Source organism: Luteirhabdus pelagi (assembly GCF_016827595.1).
Classification (GTDB): Bacteria; Bacteroidota; Bacteroidia; order Flavobacteriales; family Flavobacteriaceae; genus Luteirhabdus; species Luteirhabdus pelagi.
The window spans coordinates 162,092-189,017 of record NZ_JAECMS010000005.1; the positions used below are offsets into that span (position 1 = coordinate 162,092).

Genomic DNA, 26,926 nt, shown 5'->3' on the forward strand with positions numbered 1-26,926 from the left:
ATTACTGGGTTACCAACGATCGCAATCGATTTTGCAGATCTTGGTCCGACTGCAATCTAGAGGCAATAGCTTGGTAGCGCTCAACTTCCAATCCTGCATCGGTTACATGCGCCTCCATTTTTTGCTCAATCATTGGTTGCATTTTTTCAATGTCCGCCATGATTGTTTTGTATGACTTCATTTCAGCCTCTGTAGCTTCAACTTCTTGGTTTGGATTTGCTTCCGCTTTCTGAATCTCACTGAAGCGTGCTACGTCCATACCTTCTTCTTGAATGACACCCATCATTTGTTGTTGGGCTTTCTGACTTTCCATCTGAACGCTTTGGAAGGCTGTTGCAAACTTTTCCAATTCCGCATCGGTCACTTTCATGTTTTCAGTTTGTGCAAACATGGAAGTCATTCCAAAGATCCCAAACAAAAGGAATAACACCTTGATTTTCTTTACTGTACTCATTGTTTCGCTTTTATAGTTTATTGTGAAAGGTGAAGTCTACGGCTTTCAAAAGGCATTGCAAAATTTTTAAGAATGAAATCGATATTTATTTAGAAGGTTTTAACTAAACCTGATTAACTACGTCGAAATTTTGAGGATTCTTCAAAAACATACTCTAAAATCTTGGCGTCTTCATCTGTAAAGTCTATATGTCGCCTAGCCATTACAATTTTAGCCACCTCGAAAGCTTTGTCGGTTTTATAAGTAGTGGTGCCACCACTTCCACCCCAGCTAAAGCTAGGAATGAAATTTCGAGGGAAGCCACTTCCGAAGATATTCGCACTTACCCCCACAACCGTTCCCGTATTGAACATGGTATTAATGCCACATTTACTATGGTCGCCCATCATCAATCCACAAAACTGAAGCCCTGTTTTGGCAAAGCGCTCCGTTTCATAATCCCATAAGCGAACTTCGGCATAGTTGTTCTTCAAATTACTATTATTGCTATCAGCGCCAATATTGCACCATTCTCCCAAAACTGAGTTTCCTAAGAAACCGTCGTGTCCTTTATTAGAATAGCCAAAGATTACACTATTATTCACTTCGCCACCCACTTTACTATGTGGACCGATCGTGCAACCTGTATAGATCTTAGCACCCATTTTTACCGTAGCATGGTCGCAAAGGGCGAACGGACCGCGAATCATGACACCCTCCATAATTTCAGCATCCTTACCGATATAAATGGGTCCATCGTTAGCGTTCAAAGAACACAATGGAAGTGTTGCCCCTTCCTCGATAAAGATTTGCGATTTGTTGAAAGCAACGGTTGTTTCTGGAATCGGCTGTGAGGTACGATCCTTTGTTAGCAGTTCGAAATCCTGTTCAATTGCCTTATGATTTTTGGAAAAGATATCCCAGGTATGTGCTACTCTAAAGACATCATCATGCGTATACTGAATGATATCGAAACTATCGAAATCGACCTCTTGATCTTCCTTGGTAAAGAAGGCAATGGGTTCATCGTCATAAAAAACCGCTTGGTTTTCCTCCAACCCTTTCACAATATTGACCAAATTTTCTGTGGGAATAAAGGAAGCATTGATCATGATATTCACTTCCAATTCCACCATCGGGTATTTTTCACTTAAATAATCTTCTGTTACGGTTGAAGTAGTGAAGCCAAGATATTTTTCCCATTTCTCACGTATGGTCAGGATTCCGATACGGATATCTGCCACAGGACGCGTATAGGTAAACGGTAATAATTGGTTTCTAACGGTTCCGTCGAATAGGATGTAGTTCATAGGTTATAATGATATTAGCTGTGAATTGGGTTCTCATTCTCATATGTCACCCTGAGCCTGCCTGTGTTGAGCATAGTCGAAGCATCGAAGCCACCATCTATTCAAAGTTACAAATAAAAAAAGCCCCCAAAAGATATTGGAGGCTCATATATTTTGAAGGAATAGGCTTATTCGCTATCCTTGCTCTCTTCTTGTTTCTTAGCAGGCTTCTTGAACTTGGCGTACTTGTTCTTAAACTTGTCGATACGTCCAGCCGTATCTACCAACTTCTGCTTACCTGTATAGTATGGATGCGAAGTACGGGAAATTTCCAACTTCACTAATGGGTACTCAGTACCATCCACTTCAATGGTTTCTCTGGTCTCTGCAGTTGACTTTGCCAAAAAAACATCTTCGTTACTCATGTCCTTAAAGGCAACAATTCTATAATTCTCTGGGTGGATACCTTTTTTCATTGCTTCGGTCTTTATTTTGCGAGTGCAAATGTAAGCATTAAATGCAATTCTACAATAACTTCTTCAAAAATTTAAATTAAAATCTGAGGGATGTAACAATTTCTTACTTTTGCTTACTAACGGATCATAACCAACCTTAAACTTCAACTCATGGAAAATCAAAAAGCATCTGTTAAGAAAATTGCCCTGAATTACGGGCTTATCTTAGCTCTCGGAACTATTGCAGTATCCGTAATCGTCTATGCCGTAGGCATGCATTTGGAACAGCCTTGGTGGCAATCGGTCCTCAATCTTCTTATTATGATTGCGTGTATCGTAATGGGACTAAAAGCATTTAAACGTGAAGGCGATGGATTTCTTAGCCTTGGCGACGCGCTGAAGACAGGACTTGCTATTTCGCTTATCGCTGGTCTCATAGGATCTATCTTCACCTATATTTTCGTAACCGTAATCGAGCCAGAATTTGTGTCACAAATGTTGGAGGTCACAAGAGAAAAGATGGTCGAGGATAATCCAAATATGACACAGGAACAAATGGACATGGCTATGGATATGACAGGCAAGTTTATGAGTCCATGGATTATGTTTGCAATGGGCTTGATTGCTTCACTATTCTTTGGTTTCATCGTATCTTTGGTGGCTGGCCTCATTATGAAGCAAAACCGACCAACCTACGAATAACTGAATGAATATATCCGTCGTCATCCCACTCCTCAACGAAGAGGAATCATTACACGAATTGTACCATTGGATTGCAGATACCCTGCAATCCAATGGCTTTTTGTACGAAATCATTTTTATAGACGACGGAAGTACCGACAGCTCTTGGGATATTATTTCCGACCTTTCTGAAAAACACAATGAAGTAAAAGCGATTCGTTTCCTGAAGAATTTTGGGAAATCGCAAGCGCTTCACGCTGGCTTTGCCGTGGCTTTGGGCGAAGTGGTTATTACGATGGACGCCGATCTTCAGGATAATCCCGAGGAAATCCCTGAATTGTATGCCATGGTAAAGAATGAAGGCTATGACCTGGTGTCGGGGTGGAAGCGAAAGCGCTACGATTCGGTAATAGCCAAAAACTTACCCTCAAAGCTTTTTAATTTTGCTGCGCGCAAAACCTCCGGTGTTTCCTTACACGACTTCAACTGTGGATTGAAAGCCTATAAGAACGAAGTAATCAAAACTATTGAGGTCACCGGCGAAATGCACCGCTATATTCCAGTATTAGCGAAAAATGCAGGCTTTGGAAAAATAGGCGAAAAAGAAGTTCAACATCAAAAACGCAAGTACGGTACTACCAAATTTGGAGCGGAACGCTTTATTCGAGGATTTTTAGACCTTATAACCATTTGGTTTCTCTCAAGCTTTGGAAAACGTCCGATGCATTTATTTGGCGCTTGGGGAGCACTTATGTTTTTGATTGGTTTTGGGGTGGCTATTTATTTAGGAATCGACAAGCTGTTCTTAAATCCTACCGGTAGACTCATCACCCAACGACCTGAGTTTTATATTACCCTGACCGCCATGATTCTAGGAACACAACTTTTCCTCGCAGGTTTTATTGGCGAGCTCCTCTTACGAAACAGTCGTTCACGTAAAGTAACACCCAACTACATCGTTAAAGAACAACGAAACATCCGCGAATAACGGGCTACTTTCTTTATTTTTGCTCCTAAATACGACCTAATTATGATTTACGTAGCGCCCGAGATATTGGAACGTGTAAACAAATGGCTAACGCCATTCTTCGATACCGAAACCCAACATACTATCAAGGAAATGATTGCCCACGATCCGGAGGGATTGGAAGATAGCTTCTACAAAAACTTAGCTTTTGGAACGGGAGGAATGCGTGGCATAATGGGCGTTGGCGACAATCGTATCAATAAATATACCTTGGGAAAAAATACTCAGGGAATTTCAAACTATCTAAAACAACAATTTCAAGGTGAAGACCTTAAAGTAGCCATTGCCTATGACTGTCGGCATAATAGTAAGGAATTGGCTAAAGTGGTCGCCGATGTCTTTACCGCCAATGGGATTGAAGTGTTCCTGTTCTCGGACCTTCGTCCGACACCTGAATTATCGTTCGCAGTGCGCCATTTAAATTGCCATTGCGGCATCGTTCTTACCGCTTCACACAATCCACCAGAATACAATGGTTACAAAGTGTACTGGAAGGATGGCGGTCAATTAGTACCACCCCAGGATGGTGAGATTATCGCCGAAATAAATAAGCTGGAATACCAAGACATTCAAATTGAAGGAAAAAAATCACTATTGACGTATATCGATACCGAGGTAGATGATGCCTTTGCTGAAGCTTCCGTTAAAAATGGGACCTTTGGTGTTTCCCAAACGGCCCGTGAAAACCTTAAAATTGTCTTTACCCCACTTCATGGAACATCGGTTACCATGATTCCTAGAGTATTGAAACAAGCTGGATATACCAATGTTGCAATTGTTGAAGAGCAATCAGAGCCAGACGGTGACTTCCCTACTGTGAAATCGCCAAATCCAGAGGAACCAGAAGCGTTGAAAATGGCCCTTGAAAAAGCCGAAACCATCGGCGCTGATATTGTTATTGGTACCGATCCCGACTGTGACCGCTTGGGAATTGCAGTGCGAGATGCTAACGGTAAAATGGTGTTGCTTAATGGGAATCAAGCGATGGTGCTTATGACACATTTTCTGTTAAAGAAATGGGAAGCCGATAATCGATTGAACGGAAAACAATTTGTGGCCTCAACAGTGGTATCCACTCCAATGGTACGCAAGATTGCTGAAGACTTCAACGTTATCTATAAAGAAGGACTTACCGGTTTTAAGTGGATCGCAAAGATGGTGAAAGACTTTCCTGAACTCGAATTTATTGGTGGTGGTGAAGAAAGCTTCGGGTATATGGTAGGTGATTTCGTGCGTGATAAGGATGCTGTTACCGCTACTCTACTCGCTTGTGAAATCGCTGCCCAAGAAAAGCAAGATGGAAGCAGCATGTTTGAATATCTTCAAAAAATTTATGCTGAATTCGGTTCCTATCAAGAAGAATTGGTCTCATTGGTGAAAAAAGGCAAAAAAGGTGCAGAGGAAATCGCGGCCATGATGAAACAGCTTCGCGACGAACCTTTCATGGAAATTGCCGGTAGTAAAGTGATACGAATCGAGGATTTTCAAAAGCGGGAAGCTGTCGATTTTCATTCGAACAAAACCGAGAAAATCGATATCCCAAAATCGAACGTATTAATCTATTATACTGAAGATGGTAGTAAGGTAGCGGCGCGACCTAGTGGAACAGAGCCAAAAATAAAATTTTATATGAGCGTAAATGCAAAGGGAAGCGGTCCTGAGGCTAGCGAGATATTGGCCCAAAAACTCAGCGCTATTCGTAAGCATCTAAACGTAGGCTAAATGAAATACTTCAAAAAAATACTCCGATATGCCAATCCCTATAAAGGATATGCCTACGGAAACATCATATCGAACGTCTTCTATGCGCTTTTCGGCACCTTGGCATTTGTATCGTTAATGCCAATGCTGAAGGTATTGTTCGGAAATTCGGAACGGGTAACCCAATTGCCGGAATATGGTGGTATCACCGAATTGGGCGATTATTTCGAAAAATATTCTAATTACTACATCAACCGACAGATTGAGGCCAATGGTGAGCTGAACACCCTTCTTATCATGATTTCCTTGGTTATCGCCACCTTTCTGTTGAAGAATTTCTTCGGGTATTTGGCCATGTACTTCATCACCTATCTTAGGAATGGCGTGTTGAAGGATTTGCGAAATGACCTATATAAGAAATCGGTCGACTTGCCTGTATCACATTATTCAGAAAAACGAAAAGGCGATACCATTGCTCGAATTACCAGCGATGTGCTAGAAATTCAACATAGCTTTTTATCCATTTTGGAACTGATTGTTCGTGAACCGTTAATGATATTGTTCACCATAATTGCCATGCTGGCTATTAGCGTCGAACTGACAATCTTCGTGTTCATTTTCATCCCCGTTTCGGGCCTTATTATTTCACGGATCGGAAAAAGCCTAAAGAAACGGTCAACACGCGTTCAGGAAGAACAAGGTCACTTTTTATCGTTGCTGGAGGAAACACTGGGCGGACTAAAAATCATAAAAGGTTTTAACGCTGAGCCTATCTTTAATAGAAAATTTGAGGATTCTACCAGTCGGTTTTATCACTATTCAAATTCCCTAAAGAATCGTCAGAATTTAGCTTCACCGGCAAGTGAATTCCTTGGTATTGTAGTTATTGCCATTCTTTTATGGTATGGTGGCTCCATGGTGTTGGTTGAAAATACATTGGCTCCTGAGGAATTTATCGTCTATATGGGATTAGCTTACAATATTCTTACCCCTGCCAAAGCGATTAGCAAGGCCAGTTATGGAGTGAAGAAAGGAAATGCCGCTGCAGAACGGGTTCTTGAAATTCTGGAAACGCCATCCACTATCAAGGATGCTCCCGATGCGGTTGAAAAGAACGAATTTAAGCGTGAAATTGCAATTAAGAATATTTTCTTCAAGTATGAAGATGAATATGTATTGAAGGATTTCTCGATAACGGTTCCTAAAGGACAAACCGTTGCGTTGGTCGGACAAAGCGGAAGCGGAAAAAGCACGGTGGCGAATTTGATTACGCGCTTTTATGATGTCGATAAAGGTGAAATCGCGATAGACGGCACCGATATTCGAAAAATCAGCCAAAAATCGTTACGTGGCCTTCTAGGTTTGGTAACGCAGGATTCCATTCTTTTTAACGATACCGTTGAAGGTAACCTGAGGGTTGCTAAGGAAAATGCTACGGAAAAAGAACTTATAGATGCCCTTAAAGTTGCCAATGCTTGGGAGTTTGTAAAAGACTTACCGCAAGGATTGCATACCAATATTGGCGATAGTGGAAATAAACTGAGTGGTGGACAAAAACAACGTCTGAGCATTGCCCGCGCTGTATTGAAAAATCCTCCCATTATGATCTTGGATGAAGCCACTTCTGCTTTGGATACAGAAAGTGAGCGATTGGTTCAGGAAGCATTGGAGAATATGATGAAACATCGTACTTCGGTTGTAATTGCCCATAGATTGAGTACTATCCAGAATGCCGATCAAATAATTGTACTTTCAAAAGGACAAATCGTAGAACAAGGGAAGCACCATGAGTTACTCTCCAAAGGTGGTGTTTATAAAGGCTTGGTCGAAATGCAATCGTTGGGATAAAAAGAAAAAGAGCGGTTGGGGCTCCGCTCTTAGACTGTTGCTATCGTATTTGGGGCACACGACAGCGTTTCATAAATAGGTTATTCTGATTCAAATATAAATGCTTTTTTCAAACTAGCCAAATTTTTATGCATTTTATCTAGTTTTATGTGTATTTCATCGATGTTTTAAAATATTAGTTGTAGTATTTTTCTTTCTTAAATAAACTAAACAACTGAATGTCAACATCATAAAAAAACGGGTCAGCCCCCGCTTCGACCCGTTTTAAAATTGTTTCCATTCCAATCTAAAGTTAGGTTTGATAACAGAAACTATACATAAGAAGTATGAGGTCAAATTTAGTAAATATTTTCCTACAAAAAAATAAAATTTGTATTTCATCGATGTTTTTAACATTTCATCGTTTAAGTTGTCGCCTTATTGATTTAAATTAAACCTTACGTCAAAAGAGTAGTCAAAATACAAATGCCACAATGGAGAAAGAACAGGCTTTAGTGGTTAGGTTGCAAAATGGATCGGATAGCGATGCCGCCTTCCGGGAGCTTGTCAATACCTATAAGGAGCGCTTGTATTGGCATATTCGGAAGATGGTCCTAAACCATGATGATGCCGATGATGTGCTGCAGAATACATTTGTGAAGGTATACCGAAATATCGATTCATTTCAGGGAAATAGCGCATTGTATACCTGGATGTATCGCATTGCTACGAACGAGGCGCTTACCTTCCTTAAAAGAAAGGCAAAGCGGAATCATATCACTTCAGAGGAATTGAAAGAAAAACTCATTGAAGGCCTAACCACCGATCCCTATTTTGAAGGTGAGGCGATTCAAATACAGCTTCAGAAAGCGATAGCGCAGTTACCAGAAAAGCAGCAATTGGTGTTCAACATGAAGTATTTTGGGGACCATACCTATGAAGAACTTTCCGAAATTCTGGACACCTCGGTGGGCGGACTTAAAAGCAGCTATCATATTGCGGTAAAAAAAGTTACGGCATTTATTAAAGAGCATGAAACCTTTTTCAAAAATTGAAGTCAAAGAAACAGATGAAACCTAAAAAACATACTCACGGCTTTTCAGTTCCAAAGGATTATTTTGAATCCTTTGATGAACGATTACAGGAAAGGCTGACCGAGTCAGCGCTACCGACCGCTCATGGTTTCGAGGTTCCCGACGGCTATTTCGATTCGGTCGAAGATCGTATAAAGGTGCCCTCCAAATCTCCCAAGGTTCGAAGACTCTCCCACTTTGCAGTATGGAGTACCGTAGCCTCCGCCGCTGCCGCTATTGCTCTTGTCTTTTGGTTGAATTCATCTGAAGATGCTACAAGCTTGGATACTGTTCCGTTAGCGAGTATCGAATCCTATCTTGAAGAAGAACTAATCGATTACGACATATCAGAAATTGCCACCGAACTTACCGAAGCTGAAATTTCGACCACGTTCAGTGAAACCAGCCTACCAGCCGACCAATTACAGCAATATTTGCTCATACATGTAGAGGAAGTAGATTTCAGTCTAGAATAATTAAACGTTGAAAACAATGAAAAAAATAGCAATTCTTATCGCCTTTTTCGTGGGAATGTTGGGTTACGCTCAAGATTCCAAGCATGAAAAAATTAAGGCTATGAAAACAGCCCATATTACAAGTGAACTTGACCTAACCGCATCAGAAGCTGAAAAATTCTGGCCTATTTATCACGAATATGATAAAAACAATTGGAAGCTGCGAAAATCGATGAAAGAGGCCTATCATAATATGAAGGATAGTGCCGAAAATCTAAGCGATGCGGAAGCAAACACTTTTATTGAAGAATCCTTGAAGTATCAACGTCAGGAACTCGAACTGCGCCAAAAGTTGATAAAAGACCTTCGAGGGGTTATCCCAGCTCAGAAAATCATCAAACTGCGCAAAGCCGAGGAAGACTTCAAGCGGATGTTGCTGAAGCGATATCGCGAACGGAAAGGCAAGAAGAAAAAATAATTGATCTAGTGTTGGTTTATTGGTGAAAAAGGGAGTGGTTGTAAAACTATTCCCTTTTCCCTTTTTTAAAGGTTAGTTTGGCAATCTTATTTCGGCCGCTCGCGTACGCAAGGGAATCGTTCAGAAATTCAATCGCATAGAATCCTGCCGATGAAAGTTCTACCCAGCTTTCGCCTTGATCGGGACTGTAGGATATCCCAGGGGAGCCAACAGCTACCAATCCTTGTCCCTTCGTGCCCGGTACAAACCGGATGGAAGATCGATATCCTGGTCCCTTCCCGTTGCTCATTAAATTCCACGTTTTACCTCCATCGGTCGTTATAGCCTTATTGCCTTCATTAAAATCCTTATCTTCCCAATTACCGCCAATAATTACCCCAACCTTATCATTGTAGAAGTCGACACTATAAATTCCGGTCATGGCTTTTCCCTGAAGCATTGGAGTGTCGTATACTTCCCAAGTCTCACCCTTATCGGCACTGTGGAACACCCTAGCCTTTTTTCCACCAGAAACAACCCACGCATGATCCCCATAAATAGCGATATTCGAGTTGCTAGCCGCAAATGCCGCTTCCCCTGCAACTGTCTTCGGTAAAACGTTACAACTTAATTTTTCCCATGTATTTCCTCCATCTCTCGTAATAAGTATGCTTAAACAATCGGCTGTTGGATCGCCCATTGCAATACCTTCTTCTTCATTCCAAAAAGCCATGGCATCATAAAACACCTTCTCTCCTACTTCGGTATACACCTCATGCATATTCGTGGCCTTTTCACCGTCGAAATCGATTTTATACAAAACCGCCGGATTCGCAACACTCAATACGAACACCGATTCCTTCGTAGCGGCAATACTTCTAAAATGAAGTAAGGTATCTTCATATTGAATCGTAGCCAATTTTGGGGCCTCCTTAGAGACCAAACCAACCTTTCCATTGTTAGCAGCAAACCACACTTGGTTTTCATCAACCGGGTGAATTGCACGTATGCTCAAACTATCTGTAAAAATTCGATCGATCTGGACAGCGGTAAATTCGTTATCCTCCTTTCCACAGGAGAATAATAACAAGAAAAATAGTAACATTGGAATACTTCGCATAGCGGAAAATTTTGAGCCAAATGTAACCAAAACGCTTTTATTATGGTACTTTTGCACTCCAATTGAAACCTATGCGCCTGCACAGAAATTTAGTGTTTGCTACTGTCGATTCACTCGACCTTATATTCAATGAAAATAAGCAAGCAGACAAGGTCTTAAAAAATACATTAAAGCGTGATAAACGCTGGGGCTCCCGCGACAGAAGCTTTATTGCCGAAACGACCTACGATATCGTTCGATGGAAGCGACTTTATGCTGAAATCGCCGAAGTAAAACAGCCTTTCCAACGCAAGGATTTATTTCGACTTTTTGCCGTTTGGGCCACGCTTCGTGGCATTCAAATACCCGATTGGCCTCAATTCGAGCACACCCCTGTACGACGTATTAAGGGACGCTTCGACGAACTCAGCAAGATCCGTAAATACCGCGAATCTATTCCCGATTGGCTGGATGTTCTAGGACAATCGGAATTGGGTAACCAATGGGAAACCGAAATCGGTGCTCTGAACGAACTCGCCGATGTTATTCTTCGCGTAAACACCTTGCAAGCAACGGTTTCTCAAGTAAAAAATAGTCTTTTCGATGAAGACATTGTTACCGAAACCATCGACGGCTATCCGCATGCACTTCGTTTGAAGGAACGTGCAAATGTGTTTACTACAGAAGCGTTTCAGAAAGGTTGGTTCGAGGTACAGGATGCATCCTCTCAATTGGTTGGTGCCTTACTGGCCCCAGAACCTGGAGATCGTGTAGTGGACGCTTGTGCTGGAGCAGGTGGTAAAAGCCTTCATATGGCTGCCTTAATGGAAAATAAGGGTCAGATTATTGCCTTGGATATCTACGGAAATAAGCTAAAAGAACTAAAGCGCCGTGCTAAGCGAAACGGTGCCCACAATATTGAAACCCGGGAAATCGATACTACTAAAGTCGTTAAAAAACTGATCAATAGTGCCGATAGGGTTCTAATCGATGCGCCTTGTACCGGCTTGGGCGTATTGCGAAGAAATCCCGATGCAAAATGGAAACTGCAGCCGGAATTTTTGGAGGAGATCAAAAAGACACAACAGGAATTGCTTCGCTCCTATTCACGTATGGTGAAACCGGGCGGCCAAATGGTCTATGCCACCTGTTCCATCCTTCCATCGGAAAACCAACAGCAAGTTGCAGCCTTCCTGGAAGATGAAAGCGGCAAAAAATTTCAACTTAAAAAACAAAAAATTGTATTGCCAAGTGAATCTGGCTTCGACGGATTCTATATGGCATTGCTTCAAAAAGAATCCAAATAATGCTTAAACAAGTACTTTACCTCTCCTTCACTTTAATAACCCTTGTCGCAACGGCACAACAGGCCTATTACGATGATGTAAACCTTACGCTGACAGGACAGGATCTTTACTTCGAATTACAGAACAAGATCGATATCGATAACAATGTCTTTACGTACGATGATGTGAAAGATGCCTTCTTTTTAATGGACGAAAATCCTTCAAACCCTACGGAAGTTTTGTTGGTATACGGACATAATGATTCGGATGGAAACTGTACTACAGATCGTTCGCGAGACAAAGGTGACTTCGGCGGCGGCGGTTGCGAATACAATCGGGAACATGTTTTTGCCCGCTCTCGGGCGAATCCGGAGATGGGTGATGCTAGTAGCGGCTCTACAGGAATTACGGCAGACCCTCATAACCTCCGTCCGAGCGACCAGCAAATGAATAACGATAAAGGAAACCGTATTTTTACCTCTGGGAGCGGAAATGCTGGACAGATTGGCGGCGACGAATGGTATCCTGGCGACGAATGGAAGGGTGATGTTGCACGAATGATGATGTATATGTATACACGCTATGGCGATCGCTGTTTGCCTTCGTTAATGGGAACTGGTGGAACACAAGGCAGCACGGATATGCTACAGCTTTTTATTCAGTGGAATGTGGAAGATCCCGTGAGTGCTTTAGAAGACCAGCGTAATCCGTATTTGGAAACTGCTTATGGGAACCGAAATCCTTTTATCGACAATCCTTATCTAGCTACAGTAATTTGGGGCGGACCAGCGGCAGAAGATCGATGGAATTTCTTCGATACTGACGAATTTGATACTACAGTAGTATCGATTTATCCAAACCCAAGCGATACTACAATTTGGGTGGAAACGGTTTCAGCGTGGATGCCTAGTGAATATTCACTGATTGATGTCGCTGGTAGGGTTATTTTAAATGGAAAGCTGGAAGCCTCAGAAAAACAAAACATCGATGTTTCTACAGTGAAGTCTGGCGTTTACTTCCTGACTTTGTCGGAACAACAGCAAACCCTTACGAAACAAATAATTATTCAATAGTTTACAACTATATGGTATAAAAAAGGCGTTCATTGCGAACGCCTTTTTTTTGTTTTAAATCTTTCTTACTCCATGATCAATCGCTTTACAATTGAATGGGTATCACTTACTAAAACCGCAACATATACGCCACTGCTAAGGGAAAGTTGTATTGATTGGTTCTCTAAAATCTCTTGTTTTAAGACTTCTTGTCCCGATAAGGTGAAGACCGTTAAAGTAGCCTCATTTTGAATACCTCGAATATTCAAGATTCCTTTATTTGGATTCGGGTACAGCACAACCTCTTCTTCATCAACTGAAGCGACACCTAAAGGTTCTTGATAGGGAACGCCTTGTAGGTCGCCCCAAAGGTGTTCGACCAAAATCGGACGGTCGATAAATGGATTTCGATTGTTTTGCCAGGTATATATCACATTGTTTCGATTCATTTCGAAATCGTCTGCTGGGTCCATCTCGTGCCAATCCAATAATATGGACAAGTCGCCTAATTCACCCACCGTCGTATTTGGAGGATTACCTTCAACCACATCCAAACCATTATAGCGAACCGCCATAAAGAGAACCGCTCTGGCAGCATCTCCCTTCCAACTTCCCTGGTTTCCTACCGGACCGTCGTATTCACCATAATCCTGGTTGCCCCGGGAACTGTTTTCAGGTCCGTCGGTCGCCCGAAGTCCGTGACCATCGCTAATCCCATGCCGAAGTGAGTCTGCACTGGACTCCACAAATATGTTGATTCCGTCTTGAATTTGGTCTTCTTCAATTTCAAAGAAGCCACCTCGCGATCGAGGATAGGTATGCTCTCGGTTCCATAAGCCTTCATTACTTCCACCAAGATCTTGAAAAAGGATTTTCTTTCTAGGCTGTTCGGTATATAATAACCATACATCGTTACTGTTTGAGGGACTCTGATCGGCCTGCTTCAACATTAACTCGACATCAGCGTATGTATGTGCTACTACGGTTTCCTCATCGGCGATAATATCCTGAATGGCTTGGCGCAATGCTTCATCCGCCAATCCATCCAAACTATTATAATAACCAGCCGGAGCTGTGCTTTCCACCAAACCAAAGGTAGGATTTAAGGGGCTTCCCCAAATAGCCGTGGTACCGTCTATGTCCAAAACCAATACTTCAACATTATCTACCAATCGATTGTATTCTGCCGGTAAGGTTTGAATATCGATTTCAGCAAATTCATCGCCATCGTTTATACCATCTTCCAAAAGCTGAATCGTTATTGCTGTTTCCGAAGTGCCATCCAAAATCACCACTTGTAAATCACCTGAAAAATCGTCTGTATCAAACGTTTCATTAGATAAGGTAATATCAAAAATTAAATCGCCAGTTACAGGTTGCTGTGTGGTAAACGTGATGACCATCTCTTCCCCTTCCTGATAGTCAGGCTGATCGGTCGTAAACGAAACACCGTTTAAGTCGACACCACTTCCGTCATTCAAAGCACCTGGAGTAGGCAAACCGACAAAATAGGTTCCGTCGTTATTACGTTGAATGGAGTTTACGGTCTGATCGCCGCCCTGTCCTTCATTTATCTGTTCTGAAACACCCAATAAAGCCATCAACTCCGTGTCATCAGCATCGTTGGTATCGTATACCAAAGCATCGATCAAGTTGATCGTGGTGGCCAAGGTTCCTTCGGGAAAATCGCTCGCATCACCCAAATACAAACCAATTCCATCCGCACCATTTTGGATAATAGCGGGTTCGATCAAAAACTCAGGAACGGGAGAAACGTTGCTACTTCCAATAGTTAGAATACCATTAATATCTGTGCTAGCACCATCTAAGTCGAACGCCATATAGCTGCTATCGCCACCACTTTCCGATCCGTTGAAAAAGACCAGCACATAACCATCTAATGCTGCATTCGGCGTATCCGATTTCAATTCTACAAACTCTTCAAAGTCTTGACCATCGGTATCGGTGTCCAACTCATTAATTACGATTTGTGCGTGAAGAAAAAAACTACTGCTTAACAGTACTAAAAGCGTAAAAAGCTTCCTCATAAGGGGAGATTTAAATTGAAAGCCAAAGGTACGATTTCTATAAGGTCTACCAATAAGGTGGCCCGCATTCATAACTATTATTTAACTATGGAAAGAAACCTAACTTACTATAATATGATTTTCATTTCGAAACAAGCATTCAAGCAAAATTGTTCCATAGAAATGATGTAAATTTGTAGTTTTTAAAAAACACCTCAAAAAACGCCTAATGATTCGCTATTTTTCCGGTCCTTCATCCACTATTTACGCAGTAAAATCGAATACCGAATTTTCCCCTGAAGATCTTTCAAAATTGCAATGGCTCTTTGCCGATGAAACAAAAAGCAATCCAACAGACTCACTAAGTGGAACGTTCATCGGACCACGGGCAACGATGATTACCCCATGGAGTACCAATGCGGTGGAAATCACCCAAAACATGGGAATCGAAGGGATCCAGCGCATCGAAATGTTTACGGAGGTGGAAAGCGATAGCCACGACCATGACCCCATGCTTTCGCAAAAATACAAGGGCTTAGACCAACATATTTTTGATATAAATATCGAACCAGAAGGCATTAAGGAAATTGATGATATCGCAGCCTATAATATGAAAGAAGGTTTAGCGCTTAGCGATGATGAAATCGACTATCTAAACAACCTCTCCGAAAAACTTAAACGTAAACTGACCGATAGTGAAGTGTTCGGTTTTAGTCAGGTGAACAGCGAACACTGTCGCCATAAAATTTTTAACGGAACGTTTGTGATTGATGGCGAAGAAAAACCTTCTTCTCTTTTCAAATTAATCAAAAAGACCTCACAGGAACATCCAAATGAAATCGTTTCGGCCTATAAAGACAACGTAGCGTTTATTAATGGACCGAAAGCCGTTCAATTTGCACCAAAAACAGCCGATAAGCCCGATTGGTATCAGGAATCCGACTTTAATAGTGTTATTTCCCTAAAAGCCGAAACGCATAACTTCCCTACCACCGTAGAACCATTCAACGGTGCCGCAACGGGAAGCGGTGGTGAAATTCGCGATCGATTGGCGGGCGGAAAAGGTTCTTTGCCGTTGGCAGGAACTGCGGTATACATGACCTCTTATTCTCGACTGGAAAAAAACCGACCTTGGGAAAAAGCCATGGACGAACGCGATTGGCTCTATCAAACGCCGATGGATATTCTTATTAAAGCGAGTAACGGTGCGTCCGACTTTGGCAATAAATTTGGTCAGCCACTTATCGCTGGATCCGTCCTAACTTTCGAACATGAGGAGCATGCCCGAAAACTAGGGTTCGACAAAGTGATAATGCTAGCTGGAGGTATAGGCTACGGCAAAAAAGAACAAGCCTTAAAAGACACTCCGAATAAAGGTGACAAAATTGTAATCCTTGGTGGTGAAAACTACCGAATTGGAATGGGCGGCGCTGCCGTTTCCTCTGCCGATACCGGCGAATTTGAAAGCGGAATCGAATTGAACGCAGTACAGCGCTCGAACCCAGAAATGCAAAAACGGGCTGCCAATGCCATTCGTGGGATGGTGGAAAGCGAGCAAAACCCAATCGTTTCCATCCATGATCATGGTGCCGGTGGGCATTTAAACTGTTTAAGTGAATTGGTCGAGGAGACCGGTGGAAACATCGACCTTGACAAACTACCTGTCGGCGATCCTACACTTTCAGCAAAGGAACTGATTGGAAATGAATCGCAAGAGCGGATGGGACTCGTAATCGGTAAAAAAGATATTGAAACGCTACATAGAATTGCAGATCGTGAACGTTCCCCAATGTATGAAGTAGGTGACGTAACCGGCGACAATCGTTTTATCTTCAAGAGTAAGTCGACAGGCGCCACACCGATGGATTTCGACCTTGCCGATATGTTCGGAAGTTCACCGAAAATGGTGATGAATGACACAAAAATTAAACGTGACTACAAAGAAACCGATTACGTTTCCGTAGACATCGAGGGATACGTGGAACAACTTTTACAATTGGAAGCAGTGGCCTGCAAAGATTGGCTTACCAACAAAGTAGACCGTTGTGTTTCGGGACGTGTTGCAAAACAACAATGTGCAGGACCGTTACAATTACCGTTAAACAACTGTGGCGTAATGGCCTTGGATTATCAAGGAAATAACGGAATCTCCACTAGTATTGGTCACTCCCCTATTTCAGGCCTGATCGATCCCCTTGCTGGTTCCCGAAATTCCATCACCGAAGCATTGACAAACATCGTTTGGGCTCCATTGGAAAAAGGACTAAAAAGTGTTTCCCTTTCTGCCAACTGGATGTGGCCTTGTAATAATGAAGGTGAAGACGCGCGACTGTATGAAGCCGTTCAAGGCGTTTCCGATTTTGCGATCGATTTGGGAATAAACGTTCCTACCGGAAAGGACTCGCTTTCCATGAAGCAGAAATATAAAAATGAAGAGGTTATTTCTCCCGGCACCGTCATTATTTCAGCTGCTGGACATTGCAATGCTATTTCAAAAGTAGTGGAACCCGTTCTTCAGAAGAATGGTGGTAGTATTTATTATATCAACTTTTCGCAAGATGACTTTAAACTCGGTGGTTCCAGTTTTGCACAAATCCTGAATCGAGTGGGAACTGAAGCTCCAAATGTTACCGATGCTGCTTTTGTTGAAAAAGCTTTTAATGCATTGCAACACGCCATTCGAAACAATGAGATAGCCGCTGGTCATGATGTCGCTTCTGGTGGACTTATCACGACTTTATTGGAGATGTGCTTTGCCGATACCGAACTGGGTGCAAAAATCGACCTATCGGAGGTAGGAAACGATTTAGCCAAAACCATATTTGCCGAAAACTGTGGCGTTGTGCTTCAAGCGAAGGACGATACTGCCCTTGAAAAAACGTTGACCGAAAACGGTGTGGAATTCTTCAACATCGGGACGGTAACTTCGGAAGAAACGCTAGAAGTTCGACTTCAGAAAGAAGGGGTATCCTTCAACATTCCAAAGTATCGTGATATTTGGTACAAAACTTCATATTTGTTAGACCAAAAACAAAGCGGAAAAATAAAAGCTGAAGAGCGTTTTCACAACTATAAAAAACAACCGCTTCAGTATACATTCCCTTCAACCTTCAATGGAAAAAAACCTTCCTTAGATACCCACAAACCGAAACCTAAAGCGGCCATCTTACGTGAAAAGGGAAGCAATAGCGAACGCGAAATGGCGAATGCCTTATATCTGGCTGGTTTTGATGTGAAGGATGTACACATGACAGACCTTATCACGGGACGTGAAACCTTGGAAGACATCCAAATGATTGCCGCCGTTGGTGGTTTCAGTAACAGTGACGTGCTTGGCAGTGCAAAAGGTTGGGCCGGTGCCATTTTATATAATGATAAGGCCAATAAGGCTATTAAGGACTTTTTCAACCGTGAAGACACTTTATCATTAGGTGTTTGCAATGGGTGCCAATTGTTCATTGAACTAGGTCTTATGACGCCAGAACATGACGAAAAACCAAAAATGCTTCATAACGATACCGGAAAATTTGAATGTAATTTCACTTCGGTGAAAATTCAGGAAAACAATTCGGTGATGTTAAAAAGTATGGCTGGAAGTACACTTGGAATTTGGGCAGCGCATGGTGAAGGTAAATTTAGTTTCCCAAAATCGGAAGATAATTACCATATCGTCGGTAAATACGGCTACCAAACTTTCCCTGCAAATCCGAATGGAAGTGACTTCAACACTGCGATTATGACCGATAGTACGGGCCGTCATTTGGTGATGATGCCACACTTGGAGCGTTCTACCTTCCCTTGGAATTGGGCGCATTATCCGAAGGACCGTGGGACAGATGAAGTATCGCCATGGCTTGAAGCCTTCGTAAATGCACGCAAATGGTTGGAGGAAAGGGCCTAGAATGTGTAAGTTTATAGCATTCAAATAGACTATATACCCAAAACCATTCTATGAAAAGACTAGTATGCCTGTTGCTATTGATAGCAACCACTTCCCTATTGGCACAAAATGTTCAACAAAAATATCAACGTGCGAAAATCTCCTATACTTCAACAGCAGATTTAGCTACCCTGGAATCGCTCGGTGTTCCCGTTGAACACGGCATGCACAAACACGGCCATTTTCTGATTTCAGACTTCTCTGTTTCAGAATTGGAAATCGCACGGCAAGCCGGTTTTCAGGTGGAAGTTCTCATAGCGGACAGCAAAGCTCATTTTCTTCAGCAAAACAGAAACCCAACACCTTTCAGAAATCCTAGCTGCGATACTTCAGAAGAAACCTATGCAACCCCAGAGAATTTTGAACTAGGCTCGATGGGTGGCTATTTAACCTATCAAGAAGTGCTGGATGAACTGGATGAGATGAAGGCAGCATATCCCAATCTTATTACGACACGAGCTAATATTCATGATTTTTTAACGGAAGGACAGCCCGATAATAGCGTTACACCGTCCATTGGTGGAAATGGTATTCAATGGGTGAAGATTAGCGATAACCCCGATAGCGATTCGGAGGACGAACAGCAAATTCTATATACGGCAATTCACCATGCCCGAGAACCGATTTCCCTTTCTCAACTGGTGTTTTATATGTGGTACCTTTTGGAGAATTATGATAGCAATCCTGAAATCCAAGGGATAGTCGATAATACCGAATTGTACTTTGTGCCCGTCGTAAACCCGGATGGGTATTTATATAATGAAAAGACCGATCCGAATGGTGGCGGTTTCTGGAGAAAGAATCGCAAGAACGGAAACGGGGTCGATAACAACCGAAATTATGATTATTACATAAATGGTGATCCTTCCAACAATACATGGGGTGGCCTCGGTGCTTCTGGAAATCCAAACGATGAAACCTATCATGGTCCTGCTCCCTTTTCGGAAGTGGAGAACCAAGCTATCAAGTGGTTTGTTGAAAACCATAACTTCGTAATAGCGTTAAACAATCACACCTTTGGCGATTTATTGCTGTATCCGTATGGCTATGCTGAAAATGAAACCACTGCAGAAAATGATTTATTTGTCGGAATTTCTTCCGAATTAGTTTCTAGAAATAGCCTGAACAACATTCTGTCTTCAGAATTATATCCAGCAGCCGGAGATAGCGACGATTTTATGTATGGGACGGTGAATACGCACGATAAGATTTATGCGATGACACCTGAGATTGGTCCAGAATTTTGGCCTCCTTCCAGTCAAATTATTCCATTGTCCAAAAGCATGATGTACTTCAACCTTACGGCAGCGAAGATGGTGAACAACTATTTAAAAGTGGAAGACACCGCTCCTACTTTTGTAGGTGATGAGGCTGCTATAAACACAACCTTCGACGTACAGCGATTGGGTGTTTCGGGAAGTGGTTCCTTTACCGTACGTCTCGATCCGGTTTCATCGAACATCGCTTCGGTAGGTAGTCCAGTAAATTATAACTCGTTAGCCGTTCTTGAGGAAGGCGACGGTATTATTCAATATACCTTGGCCGGTGGAACCCAAGCGGGCGACGACATCGTATTTGATTTGGTAGTGGATAACGGAAGTTTTGAAAGTCGTACTCGTGTGAACAAGAAATTTGGAGCATTAACAGCTATTTTCGAAGATGCTGGCGATAGCACTTCAGACAACTTCAACAATAATGGATGGGGAACGACGACGAGCACATTCGTTTCACCTTCAAGTTCTATTACCGATTCGCCAAGCGGTAATTATCCGAACAATGCAAATGAAACTATTACGCTAAGCGATGCAGTCGATTTAACCGAGGCCATCGGAGCAAACGCTTCCTTTTTCGCAAAATGGGAAATCGAAAACAATTGGGATTATGTACAGTTTGAAGTATCTATCGATAACGGTGCTAATTGGATTCCTCAGTGTGGCAACTACACCAATGAAGGAAGCACGAATAACGGTCAGCCCACTGGTGAGCCATTATATGATGGTTTTCAGACCGATTGGGTGTTGGAAGAAATCGATTTGAGCGATTATTTGGGTGAAACGATTTTGGTACGCTTTCAACTTCGTTCCGATAATTTTGAACGTGAGGATGGTTTTTATTTCGACGATTTGAAGATCAATGTAGTGGAAGAAAGCACGCTAGATGCTTCTGAAGTAGCTGAAAACAGCTTCAGTCTTTATCCAAATCCTACGAAAGGAATACTAAACATAAATACACAAACGTCGGAATACTCGATGACGATTTTCAACGTGCAAGGGCAATTGGTTCAAGAGGAAAAAAGTCTATCGGGCAGCAATTCCATAGACGTATCGAACTTAGCCTCAGGGTTATATTTGGTTCGCCTTACGGGTGAAACCAATTCGCAAACCTTTAAGGTGCTAAAGCAATAATCCTTAATTTCTATAAAAAGGTAAAAGCAGTCAGTAATGGCTGCTTTTTTTTAAGGGGAAAACTGAATTATTTTTTCTATTTTGCATAGACACACCAATCCTCTAAAGATTATGAACGATCCGAAGCGACTTTTCGATTTTCCATATTATCAATTGCAACAATATCCTCAAAAAAGAGCGCTTGTTACGAAGTATGACGGAGAATGGAAAGCTACCTCTACCGAAGAATATATCGAAAAGGCGAATATGATTAGCCGTGCTCTACTTCGTATGGGAATCGAGCCGAATGATAAGATTGCTATTATTTCAATGACCAATAGAACCGAATGGAATATTTGCGATATCGGAATTATGCAGACGGGCGCCCAGGATGTTCCAATCTATCCTACGATTTCTGAGGATGAATATGAATATGTATTGAACCATAGCGAATCTAAATATTGTTTCGCTTCGTGTAAAGAGGTATACGACAAAGTGAAAGCGATTCAAACGAACGTTCCTTCACTAAAAGAGGTGTACACGTTCGACAAGGTCGAAGGTGCCAAAAACTGGTCGGAAGTCCTTGAACAAGGAAAAGATGATAGCAATCAGGAGGAGGTTGAAAAGCGAATGGAGGCGATTTCTGAAGACGATCTCGCAACCATTATCTATACCTCTGGAACTACCGGTAAGCCGAAAGGCGTGATGCTTAGTCATAAGAACATTGCCAGCAATGCGAAGCATAGTGCGGAGCGACTACCTATTAATCCTGGGAAATCGACTTCCCTCAGCTTCCTTCCTGTTTGTCATATTTACGAACGAATGCTTCTGTACATGTACCAATATTGCGGTGTGGAGATCCATTTTGCGGAAAGTTTGGATACCATCAGCGATAACCTAAAAGAGGTGAAGCCTGAGGTAATGACCGCAGTTCCACGTCTGTTGGAAAAAGTATATGATAAAATTTACGGGAAAGGTGCTGAATTATCAGGCATCAAACAGAAATTATTCTATTGGGCCATCGACCTTGGATTAGAGTGGGAACCTTACGGCCAAAATGGTTGGTGGTATGAAACAAAGTTGAAAGTTGCACGAAAACTGATCTTTAGCAAGTGGCAAGAAGCCCTCGGTGGAAACCTGAAGGCAATAGCCTCCGGTAGTGCTGCATTGCAACCAAGATTGGCACGTGTCTTTAACGCGGCCGGTATTCCGGTGATGGAAGGGTACGGACTTACGGAAACAAGCCCAGTGGTTGCCGTAAACGATATTCGTGACGGTGGCTTCCGTGTTGGAACCGTTGGAAAACCAATTCGTGATACAGAAGTTAAAATTGCCGATGATGGTGAAATCTTGGTAAAAGGACCACAGGTAATGTGCGGTTATTATAAAGACCAAGAAAAAACCGATGAAGTATTGAAAAATGGTTATTTCCATACAGGTGATATCGGCGAAATAGACAAGGATGGCTTCCTGAAAATTACAGACCGTAAAAAGGAAATGTTTAAAACGAGCGGTGGAAAGTATGTGGCGCCACAGCTTATCGAGAACGTAATGAAACAATCTCGCTTTATCGAACAGATTATGGTGGTTGGTGAAGGCGAAAAAATGCCTGCAGCACTAATTCAGCCCGATTTTGAGTTTGTGAAGGAATGGGGCAATAAAAAGAATCGAAATCTTCCAAGCGACCATAAGGAGTTGGTCAAAAATGAAGATTTGATCAAACGCATTCAAAAGGAAGTCGATTTCTACAACGAACGCTTTGGCAAATGGGAAAAGGTAAAGAAATTTGAGTTAACGCCCGATGTCTGGAGCATTGAGGAAGGTCACCTTACCCCTACCATGAAAATGAAGCGTAAGGTTATCAAAGAGAAATATTTAGACCTTTACAACCGGATTTACGAACATCCGAATCAATAAAAAATAGCCACTTGCCTTTTATACATGCTGAACTTGATTCAGCATCTTAAGGACAGTGGCTACTTTATTTCAGTTCTTACTTAACCAACAACCAATACTCCCAAGGGCCCATTTCTCTAGACTGTGATGGCGAAAGAAAGATATTTTCATCGCTAAAGGCATCTACGTAATCGCCTTCAATCTCCAGTGCCGCACTTGTTGTGGCATCGCTTGCATTTATGACCAACACCACCTCGCTATCGCCTTTCTTTCGTGAAAAAGCGATAATCTTCGCATTATCATTCGTCTGAATACGCTCATAGGAAGCCGCATCCTTTCCTCCGTTCAAGGCAGGAACGGAATTTTTCAGTTCTCCCAATCGCTGTAACTTTGGCCACATTTTTCTTTTTTCCTTGGGAATGGTATCCTTTTCAAAGAATTTCAATCGGTGATTCATATCGTACTCCTGTCCGCTATAAATTAAGGGCATTCCGGGCATCGCATAGCTTAGTGCTAACATGGCTTCAGCAGCATCGCCCATACGTTCTTCAATGGTACCATTCCATGAGTTCTCATCATGGTTTGTAATGAAATTCATCAAAATGTCATTGTCTTCATAGTCGGTATCCATCTTCTTCATATATGTATCGAAATCGGTGCCGTTCATTTCCCCCTTGGCAATTTGGTTTAGCAAATGATGTCCTTCCCACGCATAGGCCATTTCAAATAAATTCTCCTTCAACAACTCAGGCTCCCACGCTTCCGCCAGCATAAAAATATCCTTTGCTTCCCGTAATTCAGGGATCGCCTTCTGCCAAAATTCAGTAGGAACAGAACCGGCTACATCACATCTAAAACCATCCACATTCTCTTCGGTAATCCAAAACTTCATTTCATCGATCATCGCACGTTGTAATTTTTCATTACTATAATCCAGATCGGCTACATCGGCCCAACCCACTGGTTCTCCATCCTCGTTTAATGGATCTGTAATCTCCCCTTCTGCATTCTTTGTGTAAAATTCAGGATGCTCCGTTATCCATTCATGGTCCCAACCCGTATGGTTTGGCACCCAATCCAAAATAACGTACATTCCATTATCGTGAGCGGTATCCACCAAGCTTCGGAAATCGTCCATCGTACCAAATTCAGGATTGATGGCCGTATAATCGGCTACGGCATAATAACTGCCCAGATATTTTTTACGCTCTTCGGGATCTTCGATATCGCTAACCATCAAATCGCCAGTTGCCTTTCTTTTTTCCATGGAGATAGGATACACCGGCATCAGCCAAATAACCTTCACCCCCAACTCCTTCAGTTTCGGAATATCATTGGTAAATTCCTGAAACGTTCCCTCTGGCGAATACTGGCGGATATTGGCTTCATAAATAACAGCCGTTTCCAATACGTCATCGTTAATAGGCGCTAATTCCGTTTTTTCTTCTTGTGTTGCTTCGGAAGTTACTACCTCTTTCTTTTCCTCCTTACAGCCGAATAGAACTGTGATTACTACTAATGACCAAAGCGCTAGTTGCGTTTTCATAGCTTCGTTTTTGTTGAATTAAGATTGAATTGTTTTCTGAATTATTTTAAAATCGTTTGCCGGAATTTCCTCCCCATCATATTGAATGGCCTCCGTCCCTTTGTTGAAGACCACCGTTACCACTTCATCAAAATACTGCCGTTGAATGACGAATTTAGTATCATCTGCCGCGAGAATCTTGGTTGAACCATACTGCAATGCCATAGAATTGCGCCGTAGCTTCACCAATTCCTGAACCCTTCGCTTCAGTTGTAGCTCGTTTACATCAAGGTCCTCGAACTTCATCATCTTTCGGTTATCGGGATCGTTCCCTCCGATGCTTCCATATTCATCACCATAATAAATGCAAGGGATTCCAGGTGTCGTCAGATTGAACGCCTGAAGCATTCCTAATTTGTTATAGGCAGTGGTATCGCTCATACCAATGGTTCGCGTCCAACCCGCTTTCTTCGCATCCTCATCAAAGCGAACATCGCCAGAAGCATAGCTTATAAAACGCGCGCGGTCCTGATTTCCAGAGATATTTCCCATTAAATGGTGATAACCATAATAATCTAAGCCTTGCTGCAATTGCTTCGCCAAACGCTCGAAGGAAATATCGGTCCCAAAGGTTTGAACACTTGCGTCGTAAAGATTGAAATCAAACTGCGAATCCAACATCCCAGTACTGATATAACTTCGTATCAAGTCTGGACTTCCATAGGTTTCCCCTATCTGAAACACAGGTCGCTCTACCCGCTTCTTCACTTTTTCCGTTAGTGTTCGCCAAAATTTTAGTTGAATATGCTTGGTGGCATCATGTCGGAACCCATCCAAATCGTAATTGGTAACCCAATAGGCAGCGCTATCGGTCATTTTTTCGACCACCTCAGGCTTGCTAAAATCCAAGGTCGGCATAAAGGTGTCGAACCATGTTGTTAGTCGGTGATCGTCCCAACGCTCGGTATTCAACGAGCCATCCTCTAAATAAAGATTGGTTGCCCAATCGGAATGCTCTTTATACAAGGGGTGTAATTCGTGCACATGGTTCGCTACATAATCCAAAATAACGTTGATATCTTTTTCATGAGCAGCAGCAATCAAATCCCGAAACACCTGCTCATTCCCGAAGCGATAATCGATTTTCGTATTACTTACAGGCCAATAGCCATGATAACCAGAGAACTTCGTCAGTGGCTCAGGCCATAAGCCGTAGGCACCTTCGGGGTTTTGTGTAATCGGCGACAGCCAAATGGTATTGATACCCATGTCGGTAAAATAGCCATCGTTTATTTTCGCCAACACACCCTCCAAATCGCCACCGTAGTAATTGGCCTTCGGTGAAATACTATCATTATCCACTTTTTTGGTGTTTTTCGGATTGCCATCGAGAAAGCGATCGACCATCAAGAAATACATAATCTGGGTATGAAAATCGGTTCGCTTTAATTGTGATGCATCGGTAACAATGGCGCCGTTTTCCAAAGGAAGCAAGACATCGTTCGATCGACCGAATTCGTTGGCAGCATAGACGCGAACGTAGGAGCGCTCACTATCTGAATCGGGAAGGGCAATTGAAATAGTGTTGCCTTCACTTTTGATGTTTTCTGAAGAAATTAATTGATTATCGAGATAGGCAAGCACTGAAGTAGCTGGCTGACTTGAAACTAACGTAAACCCATCGTCAGTAATCGACTCGGTTTGAAGGAAAGGTTGCTTTTCCGCATTCACCGGAACCCGTAACACCGAATTGGTGCCGCCCATACCATTTCCAGTCGTTATGGGTTCATCGGGATTGGGCATCTCGGTTCCATCGGCTATCAACACATATTGATGATCGCCAGGTACCACCCGAACATCGGAACTCCAATTGCCATTCTCATAGTTCATGTCACTTGTTTCCCAATTGCTAAACTGACCTTTAATCCCAACAAATTCATATTGCTTGTTTGGGTCGTTCAACGTAATGGTCCTGTTTTCCTTATTGCTTTTGAAAAGCGGAATATCGTTCGCAATGCCATCGCTCCATACGCGTAGGTTGACGATATATGGCGTTTCATCCGACATTTTGAAATAAGCCTTCGTATTGTTTTCTCTTAACTCGGCTTCAAATCCATGTGGCGTTCCCAAGGAATCGATTAGGGAAGTATCCAAAAAATAATCTGATAGTAGTATTTCACCCTCTTCAGCATCTAACCAAACCGGAGTTGCCGTTCCCTTGATCAGCGATGCTTCCATCGCTTCTTCTTCCTGCTTGGTTTCACCACATGACACCAAAATGATAAGCAGACTTAAAACGAACCCGTTTTTCATATTTTT

Annotated in this window: 19 protein-coding genes; 12 read left to right on the forward strand and 7 right to left on the reverse strand. The window is 42.3% G+C overall.

The features are described 5' to 3' along the window. Position 1 precedes the first annotated feature (1 nt). From I4Q58_RS13195 to I4Q58_RS13205, 3 genes are all read right to left on the reverse strand, one after another. Positions 2-454: a DUF4168 domain-containing protein gene (locus I4Q58_RS13195; RefSeq protein WP_203296363.1), complete on the reverse strand. Its 453-nt coding sequence runs from the start codon at positions 452-454 to the stop codon at positions 2-4. Between the two features lie 113 nt (positions 455-567). After that, positions 568-1,743: a GlmU family protein gene (locus I4Q58_RS13200; protein WP_203296364.1), complete on the reverse strand. Its 1,176-nt coding sequence runs from the start codon at positions 1,741-1,743 to the stop codon at positions 568-570. A gap of 167 nt (positions 1,744-1,910) precedes the next feature. After that, complete coding sequence (locus I4Q58_RS13205; RefSeq protein ID WP_203296365.1) at positions 1,911-2,198, reverse strand: type B 50S ribosomal protein L31; 288 nt, start codon at positions 2,196-2,198, stop codon at positions 1,911-1,913. Positions 2,199-2,348: 150 nt separating this feature from the next. Here I4Q58_RS13205 and I4Q58_RS13210 point away from each other — a divergent pair, with 150 nt between their 5' ends. The 7 genes from I4Q58_RS13210 to I4Q58_RS13240 all read left to right on the forward strand — a co-directional run bounded on the left by I4Q58_RS13210 (position 2,349) and on the right by I4Q58_RS13240 (position 9,419). After that, complete coding sequence (locus I4Q58_RS13210; RefSeq protein ID WP_203296366.1) at positions 2,349-2,879, forward strand: DUF4199 domain-containing protein; 531 nt, start codon at positions 2,349-2,351, stop codon at positions 2,877-2,879. A gap of 4 nt (positions 2,880-2,883) precedes the next feature. Continuing rightward, complete coding sequence (locus I4Q58_RS13215; protein WP_203296367.1) at positions 2,884-3,846, forward strand: glycosyltransferase family 2 protein; 963 nt, start codon at positions 2,884-2,886, stop codon at positions 3,844-3,846. A 42-nt stretch (positions 3,847-3,888) separates the two neighbouring features. Further along, a complete protein-coding gene (locus I4Q58_RS13220) occupies positions 3,889-5,607 on the forward strand; it encodes a phospho-sugar mutase (protein WP_203296368.1) in 1,719 nt (572 codons plus the stop codon). Further along, positions 5,608-7,434, forward strand: coding sequence for an ABC transporter ATP-binding protein (locus tag I4Q58_RS13225; RefSeq protein WP_203296369.1), 1,827 nt, complete (start codon positions 5,608-5,610; stop codon positions 7,432-7,434). Positions 7,435-7,907: 473 nt separating this feature from the next. Beyond that, positions 7,908-8,468: an RNA polymerase sigma factor gene (locus tag I4Q58_RS13230; protein ID WP_203296370.1), complete on the forward strand. Its 561-nt coding sequence runs from the start codon at positions 7,908-7,910 to the stop codon at positions 8,466-8,468. 14 nt (positions 8,469-8,482) lie between these two features. Then, complete coding sequence (locus I4Q58_RS13235) at positions 8,483-8,962, forward strand: hypothetical protein (RefSeq protein ID WP_203296371.1); 480 nt, start codon at positions 8,483-8,485, stop codon at positions 8,960-8,962. A 16-nt stretch (positions 8,963-8,978) separates the two neighbouring features. Then, positions 8,979-9,419, forward strand: a complete 441-nt coding sequence (locus I4Q58_RS13240; RefSeq protein ID WP_203296372.1) for a sensor of ECF-type sigma factor — start codon at positions 8,979-8,981, stop codon at positions 9,417-9,419. A 46-nt stretch (positions 9,420-9,465) separates the two neighbouring features. Here the strand turns inward: I4Q58_RS13240 and I4Q58_RS13245 are convergent, their stop codons facing one another. Next, positions 9,466-10,518 (reverse strand): WD40/YVTN/BNR-like repeat-containing protein, encoded by a 1,053-nt coding sequence (locus tag I4Q58_RS13245; RefSeq protein ID WP_203296373.1) that lies wholly within the window; start codon positions 10,516-10,518, stop codon positions 9,466-9,468. A gap of 71 nt (positions 10,519-10,589) precedes the next feature. Here I4Q58_RS13245 and I4Q58_RS13250 point away from each other — a divergent pair, with 71 nt between their 5' ends. Both I4Q58_RS13250 and I4Q58_RS13255 read left to right on the forward strand, forming a co-directional pair. Next, positions 10,590-11,804, forward strand: a complete 1,215-nt coding sequence (locus tag I4Q58_RS13250) for an RsmB/NOP family class I SAM-dependent RNA methyltransferase (RefSeq protein ID WP_203296374.1) — start codon at positions 10,590-10,592, stop codon at positions 11,802-11,804. Beyond that, a complete protein-coding gene (locus tag I4Q58_RS13255; RefSeq protein ID WP_203296375.1) occupies positions 11,804-12,856 on the forward strand; it encodes an endonuclease in 1,053 nt (350 codons plus the stop codon). The genes I4Q58_RS13250 and I4Q58_RS13255 overlap by 1 nt, the downstream gene beginning before the upstream one ends. A gap of 65 nt (positions 12,857-12,921) precedes the next feature. On the opposite strand, the gene I4Q58_RS13260 is transcribed toward I4Q58_RS13255, so the two are convergent. Then, a complete protein-coding gene (locus I4Q58_RS13260) occupies positions 12,922-14,883 on the reverse strand; it encodes an endonuclease (RefSeq protein WP_203296376.1) in 1,962 nt (653 codons plus the stop codon). Positions 14,884-15,091: 208 nt separating this feature from the next. On the opposite strand from I4Q58_RS13260, the gene purL reads away from it, so the two are divergent. The 3 genes from purL to I4Q58_RS13275 all read left to right on the forward strand — a co-directional run bounded on the left by purL (position 15,092) and on the right by I4Q58_RS13275 (position 23,103). Then, complete coding sequence (gene purL / locus I4Q58_RS13265; RefSeq protein WP_203296377.1) at positions 15,092-18,763, forward strand: phosphoribosylformylglycinamidine synthase; 3,672 nt, start codon at positions 15,092-15,094, stop codon at positions 18,761-18,763. 50 nt (positions 18,764-18,813) lie between these two features. After that, the gene (locus I4Q58_RS13270; protein WP_203296378.1) at positions 18,814-21,207 is read left to right on the forward strand and encodes a M14 family zinc carboxypeptidase; all 2,394 of its coding nucleotides are present in this window, start codon (positions 18,814-18,816) and stop codon (positions 21,205-21,207) included. Positions 21,208-21,318: 111 nt separating this feature from the next. Continuing rightward, positions 21,319-23,103 (forward strand): AMP-dependent synthetase/ligase, encoded by a 1,785-nt coding sequence (locus I4Q58_RS13275; RefSeq protein ID WP_203296379.1) that lies wholly within the window; start codon positions 21,319-21,321, stop codon positions 23,101-23,103. Between the two features lie 76 nt (positions 23,104-23,179). On the opposite strand, the gene I4Q58_RS13280 is transcribed toward I4Q58_RS13275, so the two are convergent. Next, entirely contained in the window at positions 23,180-24,628 is a 1,449-nt protein-coding gene (locus I4Q58_RS13280) for an alpha-amylase family glycosyl hydrolase (protein ID WP_203296380.1), read from the reverse strand. Positions 24,629-24,646: 18 nt separating this feature from the next. After that, complete coding sequence (locus I4Q58_RS13285; RefSeq protein ID WP_203296381.1) at positions 24,647-26,920, reverse strand: alpha-amylase family glycosyl hydrolase; 2,274 nt, start codon at positions 26,918-26,920, stop codon at positions 24,647-24,649. Positions 26,921-26,926 lie beyond the last annotated feature (6 nt).